Annotated in this window: 16 protein-coding genes; 7 read left to right on the top strand and 9 right to left on the bottom strand. The window is 26.8% G+C overall.

Annotated features, from left to right (window positions below):
* Position 1 precedes the first annotated feature (1 nt).
* The 3 genes from HA149_RS06895 to HA149_RS06905 all read left to right on the top strand — a co-directional run bounded on the left by HA149_RS06895 (position 2) and on the right by HA149_RS06905 (position 4,330).
* Positions 2 to 2,392: an ArnT family glycosyltransferase gene (locus HA149_RS06895; RefSeq protein ID WP_209114277.1), complete on the top strand. Its 2,391-nt coding sequence runs from the start codon at positions 2 to 4 to the stop codon at positions 2,390 to 2,392.
* 67 nt (positions 2,393 to 2,459) lie between these two features.
* Complete coding sequence (locus tag HA149_RS06900) at positions 2,460 to 3,623, top strand: glycosyltransferase (RefSeq protein WP_209114279.1); 1,164 nt, start codon at positions 2,460 to 2,462, stop codon at positions 3,621 to 3,623.
* An 86-nt stretch (positions 3,624 to 3,709) separates the two neighbouring features.
* Positions 3,710 to 4,330 (top strand): sugar transferase, encoded by a 621-nt coding sequence (locus HA149_RS06905; protein WP_245154712.1) that lies wholly within the window; start codon positions 3,710 to 3,712, stop codon positions 4,328 to 4,330.
* 171 nt (positions 4,331 to 4,501) lie between these two features.
* Here HA149_RS06905 and HA149_RS06910 read toward each other — a convergent pair whose 3' ends face one another.
* The gene (locus HA149_RS06910) at positions 4,502 to 5,956 is read right to left on the bottom strand and encodes a mannose-1-phosphate guanylyltransferase/mannose-6-phosphate isomerase (RefSeq protein ID WP_209114283.1); all 1,455 of its coding nucleotides are present in this window, start codon (positions 5,954 to 5,956) and stop codon (positions 4,502 to 4,504) included.
* A gap of 309 nt (positions 5,957 to 6,265) precedes the next feature.
* Here HA149_RS06910 and HA149_RS06915 point away from each other — a divergent pair, with 309 nt between their 5' ends.
* The 3 genes from HA149_RS06915 to HA149_RS06925 all read left to right on the top strand — a co-directional run bounded on the left by HA149_RS06915 (position 6,266) and on the right by HA149_RS06925 (position 9,771).
* The gene (locus HA149_RS06915) at positions 6,266 to 7,291 is read left to right on the top strand and encodes an NAD-dependent epimerase/dehydratase family protein (protein ID WP_209114285.1); all 1,026 of its coding nucleotides are present in this window, start codon (positions 6,266 to 6,268) and stop codon (positions 7,289 to 7,291) included.
* Positions 7,292 to 7,427: 136 nt separating this feature from the next.
* Complete coding sequence (locus HA149_RS06920; protein ID WP_209115339.1) at positions 7,428 to 8,363, top strand: UDP-glucuronic acid decarboxylase family protein; 936 nt, start codon at positions 7,428 to 7,430, stop codon at positions 8,361 to 8,363.
* Positions 8,353 to 9,771, top strand: a complete 1,419-nt coding sequence (locus HA149_RS06925; RefSeq protein WP_209114287.1) for a nucleotide sugar dehydrogenase — start codon at positions 8,353 to 8,355, stop codon at positions 9,769 to 9,771. The genes HA149_RS06920 and HA149_RS06925 overlap by 11 nt, the downstream gene beginning before the upstream one ends.
* Positions 9,772 to 9,830: 59 nt before the next feature.
* On the opposite strand, the gene HA149_RS06930 is transcribed toward HA149_RS06925, so the two are convergent.
* The 7 genes from HA149_RS06930 to HA149_RS06960 form a co-directional block, all read right to left on the bottom strand.
* Positions 9,831 to 10,493, bottom strand: coding sequence for a VTC domain-containing protein (locus tag HA149_RS06930; RefSeq protein WP_209114289.1), 663 nt, complete (start codon positions 10,491 to 10,493; stop codon positions 9,831 to 9,833).
* Complete coding sequence (locus HA149_RS06935; protein ID WP_209114291.1) at positions 10,490 to 13,069, bottom strand: CotH kinase family protein; 2,580 nt, start codon at positions 13,067 to 13,069, stop codon at positions 10,490 to 10,492. The genes HA149_RS06930 and HA149_RS06935 overlap by 4 nt, the downstream gene beginning before the upstream one ends.
* Positions 13,070 to 13,080: 11 nt before the next feature.
* Complete coding sequence (locus HA149_RS06940; protein ID WP_209114293.1) at positions 13,081 to 13,785, bottom strand: DUF4956 domain-containing protein; 705 nt, start codon at positions 13,783 to 13,785, stop codon at positions 13,081 to 13,083.
* Positions 13,786 to 13,899: 114 nt separating this feature from the next.
* Positions 13,900 to 14,694 carry a hypothetical protein gene (locus HA149_RS06945; RefSeq protein ID WP_209114296.1) on the bottom strand — a complete coding sequence of 265 codons (795 nt, stop codon included), beginning with the start codon at positions 14,692 to 14,694 and terminating at the stop codon, positions 13,900 to 13,902.
* Positions 14,695 to 14,762: 68 nt separating this feature from the next.
* Complete coding sequence (locus HA149_RS06950; protein ID WP_209114298.1) at positions 14,763 to 15,917, bottom strand: hypothetical protein; 1,155 nt, start codon at positions 15,915 to 15,917, stop codon at positions 14,763 to 14,765.
* A 77-nt stretch (positions 15,918 to 15,994) separates the two neighbouring features.
* Complete coding sequence (locus tag HA149_RS06955; RefSeq protein ID WP_209114300.1) at positions 15,995 to 16,528, bottom strand: D-glycero-alpha-D-manno-heptose-1,7-bisphosphate 7-phosphatase; 534 nt, start codon at positions 16,526 to 16,528, stop codon at positions 15,995 to 15,997.
* Between the two features lie 151 nt (positions 16,529 to 16,679).
* Positions 16,680 to 16,880, bottom strand: coding sequence for a hypothetical protein (locus HA149_RS06960; RefSeq protein WP_209114302.1), 201 nt, complete (start codon positions 16,878 to 16,880; stop codon positions 16,680 to 16,682).
* A 320-nt stretch (positions 16,881 to 17,200) separates the two neighbouring features.
* Here HA149_RS06960 and HA149_RS06965 point away from each other — a divergent pair, with 320 nt between their 5' ends.
* Positions 17,201 to 18,217, top strand: a complete 1,017-nt coding sequence (locus HA149_RS06965; protein WP_209114304.1) for an NAD-dependent epimerase/dehydratase family protein — start codon at positions 17,201 to 17,203, stop codon at positions 18,215 to 18,217.
* 189 nt (positions 18,218 to 18,406) lie between these two features.
* Here the strand turns inward: HA149_RS06965 and HA149_RS06970 are convergent, their stop codons facing one another.
* Positions 18,407 to 19,306 (bottom strand): NAD-dependent epimerase/dehydratase family protein, encoded by a 900-nt coding sequence (locus HA149_RS06970; RefSeq protein ID WP_209114306.1) that lies wholly within the window; start codon positions 19,304 to 19,306, stop codon positions 18,407 to 18,409.
* Positions 19,307 to 19,347: the final 41 nt, after the last annotated feature.

Here is a 19,347-nt window from a genome sequence, read left to right on the forward strand (position 1 = left end):
AATGAATATAAAATTATCAAATCTAAATCTCATAAAAAAAGATACATTTATTCTTATTCTAATAATATTTTTTAGCTTTCTAATAGACAAAATTTATCATGCAAATACATTTTATTTACCTGGCTGGGATCAAGGTTATCATCTTACTAACTTATTTAGCACGTATAACATTTTTGCAAATATAAATTTAAGTTCCTTTGATTGGTGGGATAATCTTTGGAGAATAAGTGATACCTATAGAGGTCCATTTACTTATATAATATCTTCATTTTTTCTTTTAATTTTCGGCAAGAATTATGAAAACAGTTTAATTTCAAATAATATTTTTTCGATTATTACAATATTATGTATCTTTAATATTTCTAGAGAAATTGGAAATAATAAGGCTGGCATATGGGGTGCTCTTATTTTTGCTTTTAATCCTTATATTTTTGATCAACGGGTTGATTACTTAATTGATTTATCACAAGTTTGTTTTATCAATCTGAATTTCTTTATACTTTTTAAATTTATTAAAAATAAAGGAGGATTTTTATTATCATTTCTCTTGGGAACAACATTAGGATTTGTATTTTTAACCAAACCGACTGGATTGCTTTTTTTAGTTTTACCATATATTTGTGCTTTCTTTTATTACTTAAAAAGTTCTAAATTAAAAAAAAATATATTAGTAGATACAGTCATTTTTATAACATCATTTTTAATAACTGTTTGGCCATGGTTGAGTATTAATTGGCTAACAATTCTTACTAGTGTATTTAATTCATGGCAATGGGGAATTAAATACCAAGACGGTCTAGAAGCAAATACCCTAGAAGGAATTATTTTTTATCCTAGAGAGATATTCAATTTAATTGGTACATATATATTGGGTAGTTTTTTTGTTATTGGTTTTGTAAATTATTTTAAAAATTCAAAAGAAGAAAAGTTTTTTATTAGAAGATTCAAAAATTTTTTAAAAAAGTATATTTTCCTTTTGAGCCTTCCAATAAATATATTAATAATATGTACCTTAATGAGTACAAAAGACTTACGTTTTATTTTACCTATTTTACCTTGCTTATGCATATTTTCAGGCTTGTTTATTTCAAATTTGAAGAAATATTTTTGGATTAATTACTATAAAATAATGGTTTTCATAATAATCATATCCACTTCAGTTATACATTTATTTAATCAAATAAATTTATCAAAAGATTTGGCGGGCGATTCAATGAGTTATTGGCCCCACGCTGAAATCATAGAAAAAGTAAATAGCTTTTCACCAAATCTTAAATCTGTTATCGCAGTTTTACCAGATACAAGGGAGTTAAATACTTTTAATCTTTCTGCGGAAGCTAAATTACAAGACAAAAATGTTACCGTCATGCAAATTATGAGTAATGAAAAATCAAATAAAGAAGATCTTTATAGGTTTAATTGGTTTATTTTAAAAGATGGTGATCAAGGTTCCATGGCAAATGATGCTAGAAAAAAATTAGCTCAAATTGTAAAAGAATCAGATTTATTTGAAAATTTTAATTCTTGGTATTTACCAGATGGATCAACAGCAACCCTTTATAAAAGAAAAATAATGAATGAGTCAATAAGATTAATTAGTAATAATTATGCTCTTTCAACTTTAGATTTAGTTTTCAAAGGGAATGGACTTGAAATAAATTTAAAGGGAAACGAGCAAATTTTAAACGATAGCAATTTATTAATAGATGCAAAAAATAATCAAGAAAGTTACGAGATTAATATTTCTTTACCCAAAATCAGCAATAATTCAAAAAGAAATATTGAAATTATCAAAAATATTAATTTAGATAATCAACTGAACTTTCAAGATTCATTTATATTTAAAGGGAAATTATTATCTAAAGATAATCAAATTTCTACTATTTTAATAAATGATGTTATTTATGAAAAAAATAATAATAATTTATTTGAAAAACAATTTGAAATTAATAAGATAAATGAGTTAGAGAAGATGGGCAAATTTTTAAAGTATGGAGAATATGATAAATTATTCAATCTTGTAGGTTTAGTAAATCAGTCAGATCCCAATAAAAAATATCTAAAAGATGGAGAACAGATTTTTAAATATAGATACAAATCAAATAAAAGAAATCTTGATTATTTATACAATATTGCTATTTCTCAAATATTACAAAGAAAATCTACTGAAGCTGCGAATTCATTAAATCAACTAATAAAACTTGATAAAGATAATTCTAATTTATATTTAGCAAAAGCAGTTGTTGATATTTATAACTTTAATCCTAGGCAGGCAGAGCAAAATATTAATTTAGCTAGCAAATTAAATAAAGATAAAAACTTATATCCCACTATTAATACCATTCAAACTATTTCAAACATAATTAATTTTAGAATTAGATCTTTAATTTAAATATAAAATTCAAAGCTCTTTATTTTAAAATGAATTATAGAAAAATTATTTTTATTATCTAAATTCAATGATATCAAACCTTAATGGAAATATAGCATTAATTCACGACTGGTTTTCTGGAGAATTCAAAGGAGGTGCTGAAAAAGTATTTAAAGAAATAGAAGAATTAATAATTAAAAATAATTCATATTATGAGATATTCTGTTTAGTAAATCACCTTAATAAGAATAATAAATTTAATAATGGAAAAATTATTAATACCTCTTTCATACAAAATTTACCATTTAGTAGAAAACATTTTCATAAGTATTTACCTTTTTTCCCTCTTGCAATAGAACAATTTGATCTTAGGGAATATGATCTAATAATTAGTTCTAGCCACGCAGTTGCAAAAGGGGTAATTACGTCTCCTGATCAATTACATATTAGTTATATCCATTCACCAATGAGATACGCCTGGGATCAAATGAACACATATCTTGAAAATTCATCATATAAGAAATTAGGAATAAATAAATTATTAAGAATAATTCTACAAGATTTGAGAAAATGGGATTATTTAAGCAGTGTAAGAATTGATAAATTAATAGCGAACTCTAATTTTACCGCAAAAAGAATAAAAAAATATTGGGGAAGAAGTTCATCAGTTATTCACCCCCCTGTTGATGTAACAAAATTCTCACCAAAAAATTCAAGGGACGATTTTTACTTAAGTGTATCCAGACTAGTACCAAATAAAAGAATTGACTTATTAGTAAAAGCATTTAATCAACTTGATTTACCATTAATAATTGTAGGGAATGGACCAGAGAAAAGAAAACTTATGAAAATTGCTAATGATAATATAATTTTTTTAAATTACCAAGACGATTTTGCCGTAAAAAAACTAATGGAAAAGTGTAGAGCTTTTGTCTATGCTGGAATAGAGGATTTTGGGATAGCGCCTGTTGAAGCAATGGCAGCTGGAGCCCCAATTATAGCTCTTAAAAGAGCAGGAATTTTAGATACAGTAAAATGTATAAGTTCTAAAAGTAAACTTTCAACTGGAATTTTATTTAATGAACAGAGTGATAAGGCTTTGATAGATTGTATTCAATACTTTAATGAAAAGAAAATTTGGTTAGAGTTTTCTAGTCAGGATATTAATTTATGGGCCCAGAATTTTAGTGTTGATAACTTTAAAATTAAATTTGCAAATTTCATAAATAAATCTTTGGAAGATTTTAAATAAATTTATTTATATATTATTAATTAAAAAATAAAAAATTTATATTTGGACAAAATAGCAATTATTATTAAAAAAGTTTTTTGAGGATTTTGAATTACAAAATTTTAAAGAGATTTTTAGATTTTTTATTCTCCTTTTTATTAATAATTATCTTAATCCCACTATTTTTAATTATTGGGATCCTAATTAAAACAAGCTCAAAAGGTTCTATTATTTATATACAAAAAAGGATGGGGAAGAATAATACAACTTTTTCTTGTTACAAATTCCGAACTATGGCCCCGCAATCAAAATATCTTTTAAAAGAAATATTGATTACAAATCCAAATTTGAAAAATGAATTTGAAAAGACAAGAAAATTGACTAATGATCCAAGAATTACTCCCATTGGCAAATTTCTCAGATTTTTAAGTTTAGACGAATTACCCCAAATAATTAATGTATTAAGGGGAGATATGAGTTTTATTGGACCAAGACCAATAGTAAAAAGTGAAATAAAAAAATATGGTAATGATTTCGAAAAAGCATTCTCTGTAAGCCCAGGTATTTCAGGCCTATGGCAGGTTAGTGGAAGAAATAATCTTTCTTATGATAGAAGGGTTGAATTGGATATCTTTTATTCAAAAAATATCAACTTTATCCTAGACATGAAAATTTTTATTAAAACTTTTAAAGTAATTCTATTTCCCTTTGGAAGAGGAGCTTATTAAAATAAAAAATTTATAAATTTAAAATCTAATGATGTTAATACAAAAGATTTCTCAAAATTTAAGAATAGTTTTTATACTTTTAAGAATTTAATAAATAACAAAAAATCTAAAAAAAAACTCAAGGCCTAATTTATGTTGTTAAGGAGACGGGAGTATAAAGATTTTCCTATATTATCTTCCATATTTGTCTTCAAATCTTTTTATATCATCCTCTCCAAGATAACTCCCGCTCTGAATTTCTATTAAAGTCAATTTAAATTTAGTTGGATTTGATAATCTATGTTTAACTCCTAATGGAATATATGCACTTTCATTTGGACCAATTATTTTTTCATTATCTTCTATAAGTATCTTGGCTGTACCATTTACTACAACCCAATGCTCAGATCTATGAAAATGCATTTGAAGAGATAGAGAGGCTCCAGGGTTGACCTCTATTTTCTTGATTTGCCAAGTTTTACCTTCTTCAATGGATAAAAATGATCCCCAGGGTCTATAAACAATTTTATGATTTATTGCTTCATTAAAGCCCTTTTCATTCATTAAAGAAACTATATTTTTTACATTTTGGGAAGATTCTTTATTTGCAACTAAAATTGCATCTTTAGTTTCAACAATTACTATATTTTCTAAACCGATGCTCACTACCAATTTTTCCTCACTTCTTATCAAAGATTCTTTAGTTTCTTTTGCTAAAACTCTTCCTATTAAATAATTGCCATTTTGATCTTTTTTAGACATTTTCCAGAGAGATTCCCAGCTGCCTACATCATCCCAACCACAGTTAAGAGGAATTACAAACGCTTTGTTCGTTTTTTCAAATACGGAAATATCAATTGAAATATTATCGCAATTTCTAAATGCTTCTTCTTCAAGTCTTAAGAAATCAAAGTCCCTTTTACTTTTTTTCAAACATTTTTCACAATTTTTTATTATTTCTGGTGCAAATCTTTTTATCTCATTAAGAATCGAAGTCGCTTTAAATACGAACATTCCACTATTCCAAGTATATTTTTTATCCTCAATAAAACTCTTAGCATTTTTTTTATTTGGTTTCTCTATAAATTTATCAACCTTACTAGCAAAATATTGATTGGGATCAAGCTGGTTTGCAGATCTTATATATCCATATCCAGTAGAAGGATATGTGGGAGGTACTCCAAAGATTATTAAATTATCATTTAAAGCATTTTCAATACTATTTTTAATTGCTAATTGAAAATTATTAATATCTTTAATTTGGTGATCTGACGATAATATTAAGAGTATAGGTTCAATATTTGTTTCTTTAAATATATCTAAAGCTTTTAAAGCAGCAATTGTAATTGCAGGTGTAGTATTTCTTCCAACCGGTTCCAATAATATTTCTAATGGCTCTATGTTTATTTCTTTCATTTGATGACCAACTATAAACCTATGTTCTTCATTACAAATAACTATTGGTCTGCAAATATGTTCTAAATTATCTATTCTTTTGTAGGTTTTTTGGAGCATAGTATATCTATCATCATTTAATAAATTTAGAAATTGTTTAGGAAAACTTTTTCTAGATAATGGCCAAAGTCTTGAACCAGTTCCACCTGCAAGTATTATTGGAACAATTTTGTAAATAGTTTTAGATGTCATTATTTTTAAAAAATATATACTTGAAAATTTTTATTAAATAGCAAATATTCTTTTTTAAGAAGTAATTCAATTAAATTGATAGCACCTTGGAATGCGACCAAGGCAAACTTATTTCTTCTTCTCATTTAAGATTCATATTTTATTTTAACTTTACATTAAAAACAGAATTAACAAAGTTTTCTTTTAAGAATAGATGTATATTTATAGTTTTTTTCTTAAAAGTGCTTTCTGTGTTTAACTTTGTCTTAAATTATAAGATTATAGGTCTATGTAGTAAATTAAAATATATTCAGAGATTAATAATATTCCATGCAAAATATTTTAGTAACAGGGGCAGCAGGTTTTATAGGTTATCAAATTTGCAAAAAACTTCTCCAAACAAATAATCAGTTAATAGGCTTTGATAATCTCAATAATTATTATGATACTTCTTTGAAATATGCCAGATTGGAGAAATTAAAATACTTTTCAAAAAGAAATTATTCAAATTGGAAATTTATTAAAGGAGATTTAACGAAAGAAGAGCAGTTAAATAAATTATTTGATGAATTTAAAATTGATACTGTAATTCATATGGCTGCCCAAGCAGGTGTAAGATATTCAATCAAAAATCCCGCAGCATATCTTAATTCTAATTTAATTGGGTTCGGGAATGTACTTGAAATGTCCAGAAAATATAATATTAAGCATCTAATTTATGCGAGTAGCAGCTCTGTATATGGAGGAAATATAAAATACCCTTATTCTGAGAAAGATGCAGTAAATCATCCAATTAGTCTTTATGCTGCCACGAAAAAATCAAATGAATTAATGGCTCATAGTTATAGTCATTTATATGGTATACCTTGTACGGGATTAAGATTTTTTACAGTTTATGGTCCATGGGGGAGACCAGATATGGCACCTATGATATTCACAAAATCAATCCTAGAAGGTAAACCCATAAAACTTTTTAACTCAGGAAATATGTATAGGGATTTTACTTTTGTGGAAGACATTTCAGGAATTTTTGAGAAACTAGTTGAAAAACCTGCAACAAAAAACACAAGTTTCAACAGGAATTCACCAGACCCTTCAACAAGTTGGTGTCCTCATAGAATATTTAATATAGGTAATAATAAGCCAATTTTGATTTCTCACTTTATACAAATCCTTGAGAAAGAACTTGGGTTAAAAGCAATTATAAATAATTACTCAATTCAGCCAGGAGATATAGAAAAAACAACCGCAGAAATAGGTTTGATAGGTGATTGGGTGGGATATAAACCAAAAACTTCACTTAATGAAGGCATTAAAAAATTTATTTATTGGTATAAAGAGTATTATGGTATTTGAAAATATAAATAATTATTTGAGAAGAGGCTTAATATTAAATTTTTAAATGATTATTATTAAAAGTAACTCAACAATATTTTAAAAATAATTAGTGAATAATATAAAATAAGTCTTATTATTCATTTTATTATTGGCTATTAGAAATTTAGTTACTGGAGGAGCCGGATTTTTAGGTTCACATCTTATTGATAAACTTTTATCTGCAGGGGAAGAAGTAGTAAGTTTAGATAACTACTTTACAGGTAGCAAATCTAATTTAAAGAAGTGGTTCAATAATAACAAGCTAGAAATTATTAGACATGATATTACCCAACCTATCTTATTAGAGGCGGACAGAATTTGGCATCTTGCATGTCCTGCTTCACCTATTCACTATCAAAATAATCCAATTAAAACAGCGAAAACAAGCTTTCTAGGAACTTATAACATGTTAGGACTTGCTAAAAGATTAAATGCAAGATTTTTATTAGCCTCAACTAGCGAAATTTACGGAAATCCACTAGTACACCCTCAGAAAGAAGCTTATTTTGGAAATGTTAATACAATAGGGCCTAGAAGTTGTTACGACGAGGGGAAAAGAATTGCTGAAACATTATGTTTCGATTACAAGAGAATGCATAATTCTGATATTAGAGTTGTGAGAATATTCAATACTTATGGTCCTAGAATGCTACCCAATGATGGCAGAGTTGTAAGCAATTTCATAGTATCTGCTATCTCAGGAAATCCACTTACGATATATGGAGATGGTAGTCAGACAAGAAGTTTTTGTTATGTTGATGATCTTATCAATGGAATGCTGAAGCTTATGAATAGTAATTATGACTTGCCTGTAAATTTAGGTAATCCAGATGAATTTACAGTTAAGGATCTTGCTAAAATCTTAATTAAAAAAGTTAACCCTGATGTTAAACTAATTTATAAAAATTTACCAGAAGATGACCCTTTAAGAAGAAAACCAGATATTTCAATTGCGAAAGAAGTTCTTAATTGGGAACCTTCAATATCACTCTCTGATGGATTAGATAAAACTATTAAATACTTTAAAGATTACTTAAAAAATGAAAAATAAAGCTGATCTTAAAAAAATAACATGTTTGGGGGCTGGATATGTAGGTGGACCAACTATGGCAGTAATGGCTGATAGATGTAATAGTATTGAAATAACAATTGTAGATTTAAATCAATCTAAAGTAGACCTTTGGAATAGTGAAGACTTATCTAATCTCCCTGTATTTGAACCAGGGCTAGCATCAATAATTAAAAAAGTAAGAGGAAAAAATCTTTTTTTCTCAAGTGATATTCAGAAGGCCATTTCTGAAGCAGATATTATTTTTATTTCAGTTAATACTCCAACAAAAACCTCCGGTTATGGAGCTGGATTTGCAAGTGATTTGAAATGGGTGGAATCGAGTGCTAGAACTATTGCTAATTTTGCTACCGGACATACCATAGTTGTAGAAAAAAGTACTGTTCCAGTAAAAACAGCTGAGGTAATAAAGACAATTCTTAATTACAATCAAAATTATGATGCTAAAAAAAGTTTTTCAATTCTATCTAATCCTGAATTCTTAGCAGAGGGCACGGCCATAAATGATTTAGAAAATCCTGATAGAGTTTTAATAGGAGGCAATGATTCTGATGCGATAGAATCTTTATCATTAATATATGAACATTGGGTAAGCAAGGAAAAAATTATTAAAACAAACCTCTGGAGTAGCGAATTATCTAAACTTGCAGCGAACGCATTTCTAGCCCAAAGGATTAGTTCAATAAATGCAATAGGAGCTATTTGTGAATCTACTGGAGCGAATGTCAGAGAAGTAAAATTAGCTATTGGGTCTGATAAAAGGATTGGGGAAAGGTTTCTGAATGCAGGTCCAGGATTTGGTGGAAGTTGTTTCCAAAAAGATCTTTTAAATATGGTTTATTTGAGTAAATATTATGGTCTTAATGAGGTAGCTAATTATTGGGAGCAAGTTCTAATTTTAAATAATTGGCAAAAAAGTAGAATATCCAAACTTGTTGTAGACAAATTGTTTGGTACTTTAAATGGAAAAAAAATTGCTATTCTTGGCTTCGCATTTAAAGCAAATACAAATGATACAAGAGAGTCTTCGGCAATTAAGATAACGAAAGAATTACTTACAGAAGGTGCAGAAATCGTAATACACGATCCTAAAGTAACTAAAGATCAGATTAAAAAAGATTTAGAAAAAAACGAAGGAAAAGATCCTAAACAAAAAGAAAGTAATAGCTTTTGGTGGTTTTCTAAAGACTACGAAGAGATCTTTAAAAATTCAGATGCGATTATTATTCTTACCGAATGGGAAGAGTACAAAACTCTTAATTGGAAATTTTACACAAATCTCATGAGAAAGCCTTCTTGGATATTTGATTCTAGATCTATCGTTAACCCTAAAGAGATGAAAAATCTAGGAATAAAATTATGGAGAATTGGTGATGGCACTTTAGATTAACTATTAGCAATTTGAACTAAAGTATTCTTCATAATAAATATTTTTTAAAAATCAAATTTCTAATATACTTGTTTAATTCCTTCACAATATTTTGAAAACCTTGATAAATTAAGATTATTAGAATTTGTGAGTTTTTCTATAAGTTTTTGATCTGGATTAGTACCACTTTCAAATTTAACTTCCATTATTGATTCATCTGACTCAACAGGATAATTAAAAAAATAACCATCTTTATTTTTCAAAATACTTGAAAACTTTATTTTTTTGTCAAAAGTTATTCTCGTCTGTTTATCTTCAGAAAGGTAATATCTTCTCAAGTAATTAATACCAAGAGTTGGTTGAAAACCATTTTCTATAAAAGATGGAATAATAAATGATAAATTAAGATCTGTGAAAGCAGAAGTATTTAATATTTCTCCAGAGCTAATATTTATAGCATTTTCTAATTTAGAAAAATCTTTCCAACCAATTTCTGAATTTTTATTTTTATATTCAATAATTGCTTTATCAACATCATTGTTATAGTATCTAATTCTTATTTTTCTCCTTTTACATATTCCTTCCTCAGACTGGCGGAAGTGCAGAAAGCTTGGAGTATCATAATATATGCTTGTAATGAATCTATCTTTAAATATCTTTCTAAATCTATTTTCAATAAGAATAAATTCTTTTTCAACTAAAAAAGCTGGGGCAATCCTATATTTTTTTTCAAACCGCTTCATCTAATTGTCTTTGCCCCATATTTATTTCCATAAAGTTCTTTAAAAACTTTATTAGAACTCATTTCACCAATGATTCTTTTCCCATAAATATAAACAAAGGAATCATCAGAAATAAGGCTATTTTTTGTATTAATCGTATTATTAGTTTTATCAATATAAATAGTTGGTGATCCAAGCTCAGGTTTTTTAATATATGAAGCCAATGGGAGTTTAACATTTGAATAATTAAAAGATTTTATTTTAAGTACAGAAGAATCTTTACTAACTACTCCGATCTCACTATTAATTGCATTTATATTATTAATATTTAAATTCGAATCTTCACCAACGCTTAGAACTTTATCTTCAATATTTTTGCCCACAATATTTTCAATATTCGAAACAGAATAAGATAAATCTAAACAATCATTACCAACTTTATTACAATTTATATTTTTAATATCTAATGAGGAAAAATCAGAATCAATTGCATCTGATTTAATATTTTCAGTATATAAATTATTACCTTCTACTGATGAATTTATAAAATTTACACCGTCTTCACTTAAAGAGTTCTTTATTTCAAGATTATCAAATTTAATTTTGGAATTTACAAAATTAATTCCTCCATATAAGATCCTTAGTTCTTGAATTGGGCTTAATAAATTATTTACTTCTAAATTATTTATAAATACATTTGAATTTTCAATTATTAAGGAACCACTTTTAGAATCACAACCTTTTATTATCACTCCTTCATTTGGATTCCCATGAAATTTAATGTAAGAGTCTTTAATAATTAGTTTTGATCCTTTATTAAGACATATATTTGATCCTTCATCAAAGATAATATTCTTTCCAAATAATTCTATATTTTCATTAATGTTATGAAGACCTTTATTAAAGTTAAAATTTTGTTTTAAACTAGTTTTTATTATCGGTTCAAATTTAATTTTCTGATTCATTTCGAGAGATGATGTTAATTCTCCAGAAAAAATAAAACTATTCTTAAATTCATTTAATGAAAATCTTGTATTATCTATATTACAATTTCCAAAAGAAGATAGATCTATAAACTTCTTTGTCCCTTTCTCTAAAATTATAGGTTCAGAGGTTAATCCATTACAATTTAACTTAATTATTTGAGGTAATCTTGATTTTTCATTGACCAAACTCACCAGAAATCTATTTTTATGGGTAGCTATAGAGGGCTTTTGATCACGAGCAATTCTTATTTCTTTTCTTATATTCTTAAGTCTTTTACTAATAGAACCCCATTGCCCAATATGAGGGAATATTCCTTCATTATAAATTCTATCTGATCTTGAAAACTCTCTATAAATAAGTGCTCTTTCAAACCAAAAATTATCCCAAGAAGGCTTAATAACTTCTTTTGTATAAGAATTAGAAGAAAATCTTTCTAAATTTTCAAAATAAATTCTATAAAAATTTGGTTCAATCTTTTTATAATCTCCAAAAAACTTTCTATAAAAATTTGTTTCTGGACATTCCCAAGGGCAGTTTTCATGAAGAGTAATATCAATTAATCTATCTTCTTTAAGATTTAAAGCCCCAGTAAAGTGACCATCAAAGAATATTGGCTCAATTAAACCACTTGAAGGATTTAGAAAATATTTTACACTTTTAGGAATTGTTGCATGATAAAGATTTAAAGCATCCATCAACGCAAAATATTTGCCCCACTTATCCAAATCAAAATATTTTTTTATTATTAAAGGATCATTCTGACTTGCTTTTAATACGGATAAAGTTTCCTTAGCAATTTTTTTCGACGTATTTTCACTCCATTGTTTTGCATCAGAAAGATCAAATATAGCATCCTCGAAAATAACACTATGAGGTTCAAATATTCCAAAAATAGGCCCATATCTTCTTTTCGAAGCTTCAATTAATTCTCTTCCAAAACCCTCTTCAACATGTCTAATTCCAAAATATTCTCCGTTAACGAATAATTTCACAAATTCATGTCTTGGAGAAATAAGATCTTCATTTTTGACTATATTGGAAGCAAACAATTCATAAGTATAATTTCTCAAAATGGGCATTTGTAGGGAAAATTCTTCCATACCCTCATATCTATCTTTTCCTCTAATATCAACTTTAAGACTCATTTTTTTTAAATTCAATCTGTGCAGATTCCTATCACCTTTAGCCCTTAACTTAACTTTATAAGAATTTTTATTATGAATCATTTTACCTCTTGCCCAATTATCCTCAGAACAATTATCTAGTTTTTTGCGCATACACTCTAACTTAGAAATTTCTTCAAAATTAATATCTAAGTCAATTCTTTTTAAATTTTTTTTTACAAAAAATGACCTGAAAGTATCAAAAAAGTAACTTGTAAAATCACTTAAATATAAGTCTTCATATCGCTTATCGAATTTTGAATATATTTCACTAATCTTTAGTTTTACATAGCCTCTATTATCTATTACTAATCCAATAAATATTGTTCCTTGTAATACAACCAAAATAAAAGATGCATTTTTTAATAATGGTAAAAAAGATAATAGTTTTTTTTTAACGATTTTAAATCTATTTTTATTATTTGATTTGCGCCTTGAAGATTTCATTTATAATTATTTTAACTCTCAGGCCTATTATAAAAAGTAATTGATGCATCTTTAAATTCTTCCCTTATTTTGAATAAAATTTCATTTAGGTTTTTATGATCATCAATATGTATTGAAATATTTAATACTAAATTATCTTGTGAATAAGAACTTAGATTTTTTATAGAATAGACTTCTGTATATTTATCAAGCAAACTGCACAATTTAGGTAGATCTTTCGTTGAAGATAAAGTTAGCGATATGCTATCTAAGAAATTAGAGGATGAGCTTGAATTTTTACTTTTATTATTTATTTTAAAAGCATAAATTGCTACTACTGAACCAGTAATTGCAATTAAAACTGCAAATAAATATTGTGAAGCTCCTATCGCTATACCAATGCAGATAGATAATAGAACGAATGCAAGGTTATATGGTTCTTTTATAGCAGTTCTAAACCTAACTACAGATAATGCACCTACCAATCCAAGAGATAAAGCTAATGAAGATTTAACTACAGCTATTAAAGAGGCTACAGAAATAGTTACCATTAATAAAGTATTTCCAAAAGCAGATGTTGAAGAGTATGAATTTGAATATTTTTTAAAAATAAATCTAATATAAAAACCAGCCAGAACTGAAAGGCCTAATATTAACAAAGAGTCTGAAAACCCCACTACAATAGATTCAGTAATAGCTTTGTTTCTTATCAAAGTTTCACTAAATTCTGTATTCATTCAAAAACTTAAAACTAATAGATATCCTAATTGATTAGTTGTTAGTAAAACACTTATTAATTTAAAATTTTAATAATCCCAGATTTCAATTTAATTAAATACATAAAAAAAATATTAAAAAATTTCATTTCTTTTTAAAACATGCTTAATATTTTTATTAAAAGCTCTTTTATTAATTTTCAAACCTTTTGATATGTCAACGATACCTGTACCAAGATAATGACCAAAAGATGAAATATCTATTTTAGGAGACTCAATATATCTCCACAATTTGACCATATTTAAAAATTTTATATCATCAAGAATTAAATATCTCTTTTTATTTTCTAAATTAGAATTACTTATATTTTTACATAGTTCGTATTCAAACTTACCATCCTTAGGGCCATCAGCATAAATTATTTCTGAATCATTAAAAAGATTTAGATATTTATCAAATATAAATTTAGATGAAAGATCAACAAGATCTTGTGAAAATTTTCTATTCTCAAAATCTTCAATTGAAAGATGAGTGTCCTTAAATTTATTCCATTTAATCAAATCAAATGTTTTGATTTCCGTTAATTGATCTGAATAGTCCAGCATTACTCTTGAAGACATACCGGTAAAGGTTCCAATATCTAAAAGAGATTTTGGTTTAATAGTATTTACGATCCCAGATAGTATTCTATATGGCTCTCCAGGAAAAATATTAAAATAAAAACTATTTTTAATTCCTTTTTCTTCTATTTCATTTTTAAAAGCAAAATCTAAAGCTTTAGATATGAGAGGAATCAAACTTTTACCCTCTAAAGCAGCACGATCATCATCAATTGAAAAATTTAAAGTATGAATAAAAGAATCTTTATCAAAACTTCTAATATCTCTATAGTAAGAATAATATCTTTTTAAATTTTTAAAAATATCCATGATTATTTTATTTAGTCAATATTACTATAATTTAAAATAAATTTTAAAAATATTTAATTTTTTAAATGTTAATCTATTTGTTTGAAAGTCTTTTTCTTAAAATCATTCACTAAAGTATTAGTCTTATCATTCTTTAAAGAACATATCAAGGCAAAACAAATCGGGAAAGTTGGGATGATTTTGCGATCACTATTATAATTACCTAATCCAAATAACATAAGAACCATTATTAAGCAAAATAATAAGTTCTTGGTTAGAGGAGAATAAGGAAATTTTGAAATTTTAAAATCTTTAATGTTAAACAGATTGAAAAAAATAAATGAAATCAAAATCACAAAGATTAATCTTATAAATGCAAATAAATTGCTGCCATCAAATAAACCTAAAATTCTTGATGGATATAATATTCCAAAAATTGCAACAAAAACTCTTCCAAAAATTTGTATTACAAAAGTAAATGGTTGATCAAAATATTTTTCAAGTAATAAAGTTATAACTTGTGAATCTTGGTTAAGTAATCTATCAGAACCCGTATAAAATTCAGGTCTTATAAAATAAAATATTATTGTACTTAAGTATAGAATTGAATATCTAATAACATCTTTATTAAATAAAAGAAATACTATAGCAAATAAAGATATAGCTAAATAAATATCTCTAATAAAAACAGAAAAAATAAGAATTAAAAGATAAATAATAATTTCATTTCTATTTTTTAAAGCACTTTTTGACAAAGATTTCAAAAAAGATAATCTTACAAGAATACAACTTGCTAGAAAAGTGAAAATTTCTTTATTCGGGCCAATTAAATAAATTAAAATAGATGGGAATATATAATTTAAAATTAGAGCATTACTTTTAAATCTTTGAAGTTGATAATTATAAGATTTATCCAGAATATAATAAGAAAAATAAACGATAATAAGATTAAATAAAATTGATCCATATAACGCCCACCCCCCAAAAAAATCGTTCAAAAATAGGCTTATAAAAGTTATTCCATAAGTTCCAAATAACGATCCCAATCCACTCTCAAGATATCCAAGATACACATCTTCAAAAGTCTGGATTTCATACTTCAAATTTAAATAGTTTACTGAGTCGCCACCAAAAAATGTAGAAATAGCATCATTATAAAAAACATCATATGCAAATAACGCCGCCAGAAAAAATGATAAAAATGTAATAAGAGTTAATACGAATAATAATTTTGATATTTTCATTTCACAGAATATTTATCCTAACATTACAAGAATATTTTATTTTTAAAAACATATTTTGATTTTAATATTAGTTAAAATTAATAATTTATTAGATATTTTTTAGCTTCAGCCAATTTTCTTATATTAATTCCAAATTTGTTTTTAAAAAGAGTTCCTAAGCATATAATTTTACCTACTCCTGCTCTATTAGCTGCTACTAAATCTTTTTCATTGTCGCCAATCATAATAGAATTTTTAATATCCAATTTAAAATCTTTCTTGGCATTTAAAAACATACCAGGTTTTGGTTTTCTTAGATCAGAATCAATCTTATATTTTCCAATCCCATAAATAGGATGATAGGGAGAGTAATAAAAGTAATCAATTCTTGAATTATTAATTAAAAATTGCTCTTTCATCCAATTTGATAATTCTAGAAAATCATTTTCTTTATAAAATCCTCTTGCTATGCCTGCCTGATTAGTAACCACAAGCACATAATAATTTTTGTGATTTGCTTCTCTAACTAAATCAAAAATTCCATCTATAAAATCAATATCTTCTTTTTTATAGACATAATTATAGTCTTTATTAATTACCCCATCCCTATCTAGAAAGAGTGCTCTTTTCATAATGTATAAATCTTTTTATGGAGTTTGTGCTTTTTCATAATCTTCAGAAGTTCTAATATCAATAAATTCATCGCTTGCTGAATATAATACGAAATTCTCTTTTTTAATTAGAGAAGGGAGCACCTCATTTTCTAATGAAAAACTATCTAGGTCAGGTAATTACTTTAATAATATCATTTTTAAATAAATAACAACCTTCATTTGTAATTCCATGAAAAGATGATTTTTCTTGATTAAATTTCTTAATTTCTCTTTTATCAGAAACTATTAATCTGATCTGGGCAAAAGCATATTTATCGATTCTACCATTGAGGAGAATGCCAACTAATATCACAAAATGGAAAAATATCATTGCCTAGCCTGCCAAAACCAATCTAAAAGGAGCTCTTGAAATTGATTTAATTATTATTAACCATATTATTTTTTTGGTCGAGAAATTAAGCAAAGTAAATTCTTTTTTTTGGATTGAATTAATAAATCTTAAAACATTTTTGATTATTCACTAAATTAAGAATTTCACAAGTAAAAGAAACTAATTTAAAAAACTTTTTAAAAAGTTTTTAAAAGTTGTATTTTCACAATAAATTAATGTAAGATTATTTAATTGTAATTTTTAAATATTACTAAAACTACAAGATTAAATTTATAATAGAATAATAAAAACTTTATAATATGAAAAAAGTATTTATTACAGGAATAGCAGGTTTTTTAGGTTCTCATGTAGCAGATGAGTTCATTCATCAAGGTTATGAGGTTGCTGGGAATGATAATTTAATTGGCGGATATGAGGATAATGTTCCAAAAGATGCTTCTTTTTATCCATTTGATTGTAGAAGTGAGCAATTAACAAGAATTTTACATGACTTCAAGCCTGAACTTCTTATTCATACAGCTGCGACTGCTTATGAAGGATTAAGTGTTTTTTCCCCTAGTTTCGTAACTTCAAATATTTACGAAGCATCGGTATCTGTCTTTAGTGCAGCCATATCAAGCGGTGTTGAGAAAATAATAAACTGTTCATCGATGGCAAGATATGGGGCTATTAAAATACCCTTTACAGAAGAAATGGAGCCAAAGCCTCAAGATCCTTATGGAATTGCAAAGTATGCCGCGGAAAAAACATTAGAGTGCTTAGCAGATGTTCATTCGATTAAATATGTAACGTTAGTTCCACACAACATTATTGGGCCAAGACAAAAATATGATGATCCATACAGAAACGTTGCTTCAATAATGATAAATAGATGCCTTCAAGGTTTACCTCCTATTATTTATGGAGACGGTAACCAAACTCGATGTTTTTCATTTATTCAAGATGTTCTAAACTGCCTTATGACTGCATGCACTGATGATACGTCAGTGGGAGAAGTTATAAATGTTGGGCCAGATGAAGAAGTCGTTACGATAAATGAGTTAGCCACTAAAATCTGTGAGATAACAGGTTTTAATAAAAATCCTGTATATCTTGCCGCTAGGCCTCAAGAAGTAAAGCACGCAATTTGTTCATCCAACAAAGCTAGAAAATTTTTAGATTATGGAACAAAAGTATCGTTAGAGGATGGATTAGTTTCAATGGTAGATTACATTAAAAAAAGAGGTGTTTCTAAGTTTAATCGTCATATCCCTGTAGAAATCATTTCAGATCTTACTCCAAAAACATGGATATCAGATCGAATGAATCTCAAATAATAAAAAACCTTTTTCAACTGCAATAACCTTTTAGTTTAAAAATAATGTATTACTATAAAACAAAAATATGTATAAATTCTATTAGAAATAAAACTTTCACAGATCATGAAATTGTTATAAGTGCTCAAAATTACGGAAAATGAAGCTACCTTTGATTAATTTTTTTTAGGAAATAAAATTCTGATAAATTCAAATCAAGTAAGGTTTTACCCAATCTTTTAAATTCATTTTTGGTGACCAATCAAATAAATTTCTTATTTTTTCAATATTAGCTAATGTAATTCTTGCCTCCCCCTCTCTTGGAGGGATATGTTCTATATTATTATCAATCATTTGGGCAATCTCATTTATCGAAATATTTTCACCAGAGCCTACATTAAATACTTCTCCAAAAAACTTTTTATCTATATCTTTTGTTGCCGCTTTAATATTTGCTTCAACCACATCCCCGACATAAATAAAATCTCTTCTTTGCTCGCCATCGCCCACAACAGTCAATTTCTGACCAGCTTTTTTTTGTCTTAAGAATATTCCTATAACCGGAGCATATTGGCCTCTAGAAGGAGCTCGTTCTCCATAAACATTAAAATATCTAAAGATTATTGTGGGCAATTTATACATATCAGAGTACATTTTACAAATCTTTTCTGCAGATATCTTCGAAACTGAATAAGGATTTAGGCAGTCATCAGGTTGAGTCTCGACGTTTGGTATAGGATTTGAACCATATCCCGAAGATGTAGATGAATATATCACTCTTTTTACGTTACTCTCCCTAGAACATTGCAATACTATATTTGTTCCTAAAATATTAATTTCAGCTGCTTTTATTGGGTTTAATATTGCAGGACCAATTCTTGATTCAGCAGCCATATGAAATACATAATCAACAGAATTAAAAAGATTTTTAATCTCTTCATAATTAGTTATGTCTGCTTTTACATTTATTGCATCTGGGTTCCAATAAAACATCTCATTATCAGCGAATTCATTATCTACACACACTACTGAATGACCTATTGACAAAAGTTTATCTACTAAATTTGAACCAATGAATCCAGCCCCTCCTGTAACAAGTGATTTGATCATATGATCTTCTTTCTCAAATTAATTTACTTTAGTTTTATTAT

It is taken from the genome of Prochlorococcus marinus XMU1406 (assembly GCF_017696055.1).
Taxonomy (GTDB): Bacteria; Cyanobacteriota; Cyanobacteriia; order PCC-6307; family Cyanobiaceae; genus Prochlorococcus_A; species Prochlorococcus_A marinus_W.